The 5,304-nt window shown below is 56.8% G+C and carries 5 protein-coding genes; 2 read left to right on the top strand and 3 right to left on the bottom strand.

The genetic code is table 11. The features are described from left to right. Nucleotides 1-504: hypothetical protein (locus tag Q7U71_04590; protein MDO9391036.1), on the bottom strand; the 504-nt coding region annotated here is incomplete at its 3' end. A gap of 150 nt (nt 505-654) precedes the next feature. Between Q7U71_04590 and hemW the strand changes: the two genes are divergently transcribed. Together hemW and Q7U71_04580 are read left to right on the top strand one after the other, a co-directional pair. Continuing rightward, on the top strand, nt 655-1,770 hold the full coding sequence (hemW, locus tag Q7U71_04585) for a radical SAM family heme chaperone HemW (GenBank protein MDO9391035.1): 1,116 nt from the start codon (nt 655-657) through the stop codon (nt 1,768-1,770). A gap of 80 nt (nt 1,771-1,850) precedes the next feature. Then, the gene (locus Q7U71_04580) at nt 1,851-2,558 is read left to right on the top strand and encodes a tetratricopeptide repeat protein (protein MDO9391034.1); all 708 of its coding nucleotides are present in this window, start codon (nt 1,851-1,853) and stop codon (nt 2,556-2,558) included. A gap of 36 nt (nt 2,559-2,594) precedes the next feature. On the opposite strand, the gene Q7U71_04575 is transcribed toward Q7U71_04580, so the two are convergent. Together Q7U71_04575 and Q7U71_04570 are read right to left on the bottom strand one after the other, a co-directional pair. Then, entirely contained in the window at nt 2,595-3,737 is a 1,143-nt protein-coding gene (locus Q7U71_04575) for an SPASM domain-containing protein (protein ID MDO9391033.1), read from the bottom strand. A gap of 773 nt (nt 3,738-4,510) precedes the next feature. Next, the coding region (locus tag Q7U71_04570; GenBank protein MDO9391032.1) for a PilT/PilU family type 4a pilus ATPase at nt 4,511-5,304 on the bottom strand (794 nt) is incomplete at its 5' end.

The following is a 5,304-nucleotide window of genomic DNA, read 5'->3' as shown; positions in this document are numbered from 1 at the left end:
GGCCCTGGGCAGAAACCCGGTCGGGTAGGAAAGGCCCAGTCCGGCGGTGTCGGCGCTGCAGTCAGAGTACTGCCAGCCCAGGCTGGCCCAGGCCTCCCAGGGCCAGGCATCTTCCGGAACGGACAAGGTCTGGGGGGCGGTAAACATCCAGGCGTATGAAAAAACGGTATCCTGCCCGCCCAGTGCCGTCAATCTTATTTGATGCGGCCCGGGCCGGGGGGCAAAATCCGAGAGATAGTAAAGGTAGTCACCGGTGATCTGGGCCCTGGCGGTGATGTCCTGGCCATCCAGCAGCAGGACCAGGGAATATTCCTGCAGACCCGAAAGCAGCAGGGAGATCTCCAACGGCTCGTCCAAGGGCAGCAGGGAATCCGGCAGGGGGGAAAGGATGGTGATGAGATCAAAACCCTCACCGGCCGGAACATCTGCTGCCGGCTGGTTCTGGCCGATTGCCGGGGAACAGACCGTCAGCAATAGTATTATGGTAGAAATAAACTTGGACATATTTTAATGATGTCAAATTTCAGGCCAAAAGTCAAGGGATATCAGCCCGGGATGGGAGATATTTTACAGGTCCTGAAATTGTTTGACTTTTGGGGCAAAATGTTATAAGGTAATGCTGCCGATCATTCAATCACAAACCGGAACAACCAGATGAACTCAGTTTACATCCATATACCCTTCTGCCGGGCCAAGTGCCACTACTGCGGGTTCAATTCCAAGCCGCTGGAACAGCCGGCCGAGCTAAAAAATTATTTTCAGGCGCTGGCCCGGGAGATCGACGGCCGAAGGACGGAGATCAAAAGCATAAAGACTATCTATGCCGGCGGGGGCACCCCCACCATCGCGCCGGCCCGGCTGATCGAAACCATGGTTAATGCCCTGCGGCCCTGGGCTCCGGAGGCCGAACTGACCATAGAGGCCAATCCCGGAACCGTTTCCCTGGAAAAACTGAAAGCCCTGCGGGAAATGGGATTCAACCGGCTGAGCCTGGGGGTGCAGTCATTCAACGATGACCGGTTGAAGCAGATAGGCCGGGTGCACACCGCCCGGCAGGCAGTCAAAGCTTTTGAGTTGGGGGCCAAAGCCGGCTTTGCCAACATCAACCTGGACCTGATCTACGCCCTGCCGGGACAGTCATTAAACGACTGGAAAAAGGACCTGGCAAAGGCGCTTTCGCTTGACCCCCGGCACCTGTCGCTTTATTCGCTGACCTACGAGGAGAATACCGAATTCAGAAGGCAGAAGGCAGAAGGCAAAATAATACCATGCGGGGAAGACACCGAGGCCGACATGTACCTGGAGGCCGTCGACAGGCTTGACCGGGCCGGGCTTAAGCGCTACGAGATCTCCAACTTTGCCCAAAAAGGATATTGTTCCCAGCACAACATCAATTACTGGCGGGCCGGGGACTATCTGGGCTTCGGGGCCGGGGCCCATTCGCACCGGGGCGATAAAAGATGGAGCAACGTAAAGAACATCGAACGGTACGTCCGGTCGGTGAACGGCGGCAAAAGCCCGGCCGATTTCCGGGAGACCATTTCTCCGGAACAGCAGAGGTTCGAGGCCCTGTTCCTGGGCTTGCGGATGGCTGCGGGGATAGAGATAAAAAGTTATAAGCGCAGATTCGGGAAATCCCCGCTGGAGCACAAGCCGCAGGTCTGGCTCCGCTGGAAGGAGCAGGGCTGGGCGGACTGGGACGGCAGAACTTTGCGCCTTACGCCCCAGGGCTTGCTGCTGGCCGACGGCCTGGCGGTGGAGCTGGCATAATCGGAGATGATTCCCCTTGACTTTTAACCGCAGATTTTGTATCGTTATTGCATCCGGCCATCAATAAAAAGGAAAAGAAAATGGGCTTTGAAAGCGAAAGGCACGGCCAGCAGGGCCACGAACTCTATTCCAAGGGACGGTTCGGCGAGGCCGTGCAGGAATTTAAAAAAGCCATCAAGGCCACGCCCAATTTTGCCGACCTGTACAACCATCTGGGCCTGGCCTACCACCTTAACGGGGAATACGAACAAGCCATCAAGACCTTCAAGCAGGCCATCAGGCTCAATCCCCGGTACGTGGAGGCCCACCTGAACATAGCCATCACCCTGAACGAGCTGGGACGTTACGAAGAGGCGGTCTCCTTTTTCAGCCAGGCCACCGAGGCCGAGGACATCAAGGGAGGAATGACCACCGGCATCCGCAACAAGCTGTCCTCGGCCCATGCCGGACTGGGGGACACCTACTGCGACATCGGGTACAATAACGAAGGGGCCGAGGAATACCAAAAGGCGCTGAAGCTCAATCCCCACCACCACGATGTCCGCTTAAAGCTGGCCAAGACCCACCTGAACCTGGAGCAGTATTACATGGCCATCGAGGAACTGGAGACGCTGACCAGATCCCATCCCGATTACATCGAGGCCATCATCTTCCTGGGGGTGGCTTATTTGAAGAACGGGCAGAGGGATAAGGCCCGCAAACAGTGGCAGGTCTGTCTGGCCAAGGATCCCGGCAATTTGAGGGCCAAGACCTACCTGACCCTGATGGCCCGGGCCGGGGAGAAATAACGGCATCAGTTTCCCGCAACAAAAAGGACGAAGTTTTCACTTCGTCCTTTTTTCATGTTCCAGGGCCAGCAGTTTCAAAATATCGCTCCGGGAGTAATGCCAAAGACCGCAGTCCTCGTCGGGGGGCTGGGCCAGGCAGCCGCCCAGGCACCAGGGCAGCAGTCCGCAGATCCGGCAGTGCTGCTGGCGGTAAGGGTTCCAGGCCATCCATTTGAACAACTGCGGGGAAAAGGGATCATTCATCTTTTCATTGATCCGGTTCTCCGGCCGTCCCACGTCATTCCAGCATTTGTAAATGTTCCCCTCCGGATCCACGATGAAACTCTGGGGGTCGGCGGCCTGGCAGCAGACCGGCTTGGGCCGGGGCAGGTTAAGGATCTCAAACCCCGAATTCACCAGACCCTTAAGGACGTCCGTTTCATCATCGCTGAACCGGGGGGCGCTCTGGCAGAACCCGGCCAGGTTGCGGCAGAGCTTTTCCGAAGGTTTTCCGGGGATCACTTTGATCGCCGCCGCAGGGAGCAGTTTGTTCCGGCTTTCCCCCAGCCCGGCCAGGCCGGTCAGGTAAACTGTCCGGAGCGAGGGGTCATTCACCGTTTCACCCGATCCCAGGTTGATGTACAGCAGATCCGGCCGGTTCTGCTTGTCCTTGACCATAACCGGCAGATGGCCGGGGCCGCCGTTGGTGATCACATTGTAAACCGCCCGGGCGTTCAGTTTGCGGCAGGCTTCATCCAGCCATTGCTTAAGATCCAAAGCCAGGGGCCAGGCCAGGGCCGGCTCGCCTCCCCAAAAGGTCACCGAAAGTTCCTTAAGCCCGGGGCGCTCCAGCACCAGGGACTTGATAGCTTCCACCGCCCGGGGACCCAGGTCCTGGGGCTTATCCCGGTAAGGACAGCCGGGGCAGTTCTGGTCGCAGCGGGTGGTCAGGCCTATCCACAGGTCAAGCCGGCTGGGGGAGAAGCGGAAAAGATTGGAGGCCAGCTCCAGCTCCTGCATCTCGTCGGCCTGCTCCTCGGCCAGGAAGCCCCCGTCAGTCAGCAGCTGCATGGTCTGCTCCACCGCCGGGTCCTTGAAATTCATCAGGTTGCGGGTGATGGGCATCTGCAGGCCGCCGTAGATGGCCGCCTGCACCTGGTCCAGGGGCAAAAAACTCCGGCGGACGCAGTTGTAAAGCATCTGGGGCCGGCTCCGGCGGCGGATAAGGTGATTATAGCGGGAAGGCTTCATTAAATAAATAGGAAGTAAATAAATCAATAAATAGGAAATAGTTAAATTGGAAATTGGAACGAGGAACCGGGAAAGAGGCAGGCAGGGGTGAGAGAGTTTGCTTCTAAAAAGGAAAAAACCGGAAGTCAAATAATATTAATGCTTATCTAACTTGCTCAGGAAAAGAAGAAAGATTACACAGGTTTGGCAATAACGTAGATATTGCTCAATTATGTTCTTTTCTTTTTGCACCGCCAAACAGAAAAGAACCAAAAGAAAAAGCTCGTCGCTTAAAACTCTCCGGGCCACGCTTACGCCAAGGCTTCAGCGGGCCCGCCGTTGCGCTTCTCGTTGCCGGCGGGCTTGTCTGAACTCGGGCTTTGGCCCAGCCCTCAAACATGCAGACAAGCTTTTTCCGCCATCAACTGCGATGCTCACTGATCGTTTTAACGCGACAACCGGGGTTGGCGCCTATTGTTCCCCATGTCTCCTGAGCTGATTAGATAATAATTTAAAAGCATTTGATTATCTATGCATTTAAGGCACATCCTAATATCACTAAAACAAAGATAACCTTGATAAGTAGCTACGGTATTTTTCTATTTGTTTGGGAATGAATCCCGTGAAATCATGTTAATCCTGTCTATCCCGGAAAGGAGTGGTTAGACAATAAAAAGCAAAAGGCCGGAAGATCCGACCTTGGTAATTGTGCCCTGATTACGGGAACAGTTTTGTCCGGAAGCTTATTTCCCCGGGGGAACAGGGGCCGCCGCCCGGGCCAGGTTGTTCTTCAGGTCATCGGGGCTGTCGGTATGGATCAAAGCCTCGTCCAAAGTGATCAGCCGCTTGCGCACCAGGTCGGCCAGGGAATGGTTCAAAGGCATCATGCCCTGCTTGGTGCCCATCTGGATGGCCGAGGGGATCTGGCTGGTCTTGCCCTCGCGGATCAGGTTGCGGATGGCGCTGTTGATCAGCATCAGTTCGTATGCCACTATCCGGCCCTTGCCGTCGGCCCGCTGGGGCAGCACCTGGGAAAGCACCGCCAGCAGGTTGCCGGAGATCTGCATCCGGACCTGGGCCTGCTGATGGGGCGGGAAGACCTCCACTATCCGGTCGATGGTCTGCATGGAATCGGTGGTGTGCAGGGTGGAAAGCACCAGGTGCCCGGTCTCGGCCGCGGTGATGGCCAGTTGGATGGTCTCCAGGTCGCGCATCTCGCCGATCACTATCATGTCGGGATCCTGGCGCAGCACGCTCTTTAATGCATTGGTGAAGCTGTGGGTGTCCTTGCCCACCTCCCGCTGGTTGATCTCGGCCTTCTTGTCCTGGTAGATGAACTCGATGGGATCCTCGATGGTGACGATGTGACAGTCCTGGTTGGCGTTGCGGGTCTCCACCATGGCGGCGATGGTGGTGGACTTTCCGCAGCCGGCCGGGCCGGTCACCAGTATCAGGCCCCGGGGGCGCATGGCCAGGTTTTTGCAGACGATGGGAAGGTTCAGTTCGTCCACGGTGGGGATCCGGTTGGGGACCACCC

This window comes from bacterium (assembly GCA_030655055.1).
Classification (GTDB): domain Bacteria; phylum Edwardsbacteria; class AC1; order AC1; family EtOH8; genus UBA5202.
Note: the sequence above shows the minus strand (reverse complement) of the source record. Positions and strands in the feature narration are given on the sequence as shown.

Excerpts from the sequence above, each read along its gene's own strand:
- hemW (MDO9391035.1), top strand. The coding sequence starts at position 655 with ATGAACTCAGTTTACATCCATATACCCTTCTGCCGGGCCAAGTGCCAC.
- Q7U71_04580 (MDO9391034.1), top strand. The coding sequence starts at position 1,851 with ATGGGCTTTGAAAGCGAAAGGCACGGCCAGCAGGGCCACGAACTCTAT.
- Q7U71_04575 (MDO9391033.1), bottom strand. The coding sequence starts at position 3,737 with ATGCTTTACAACTGCGTCCGCCGGAGTTTTTTGCCCCTGGACCAGGTG.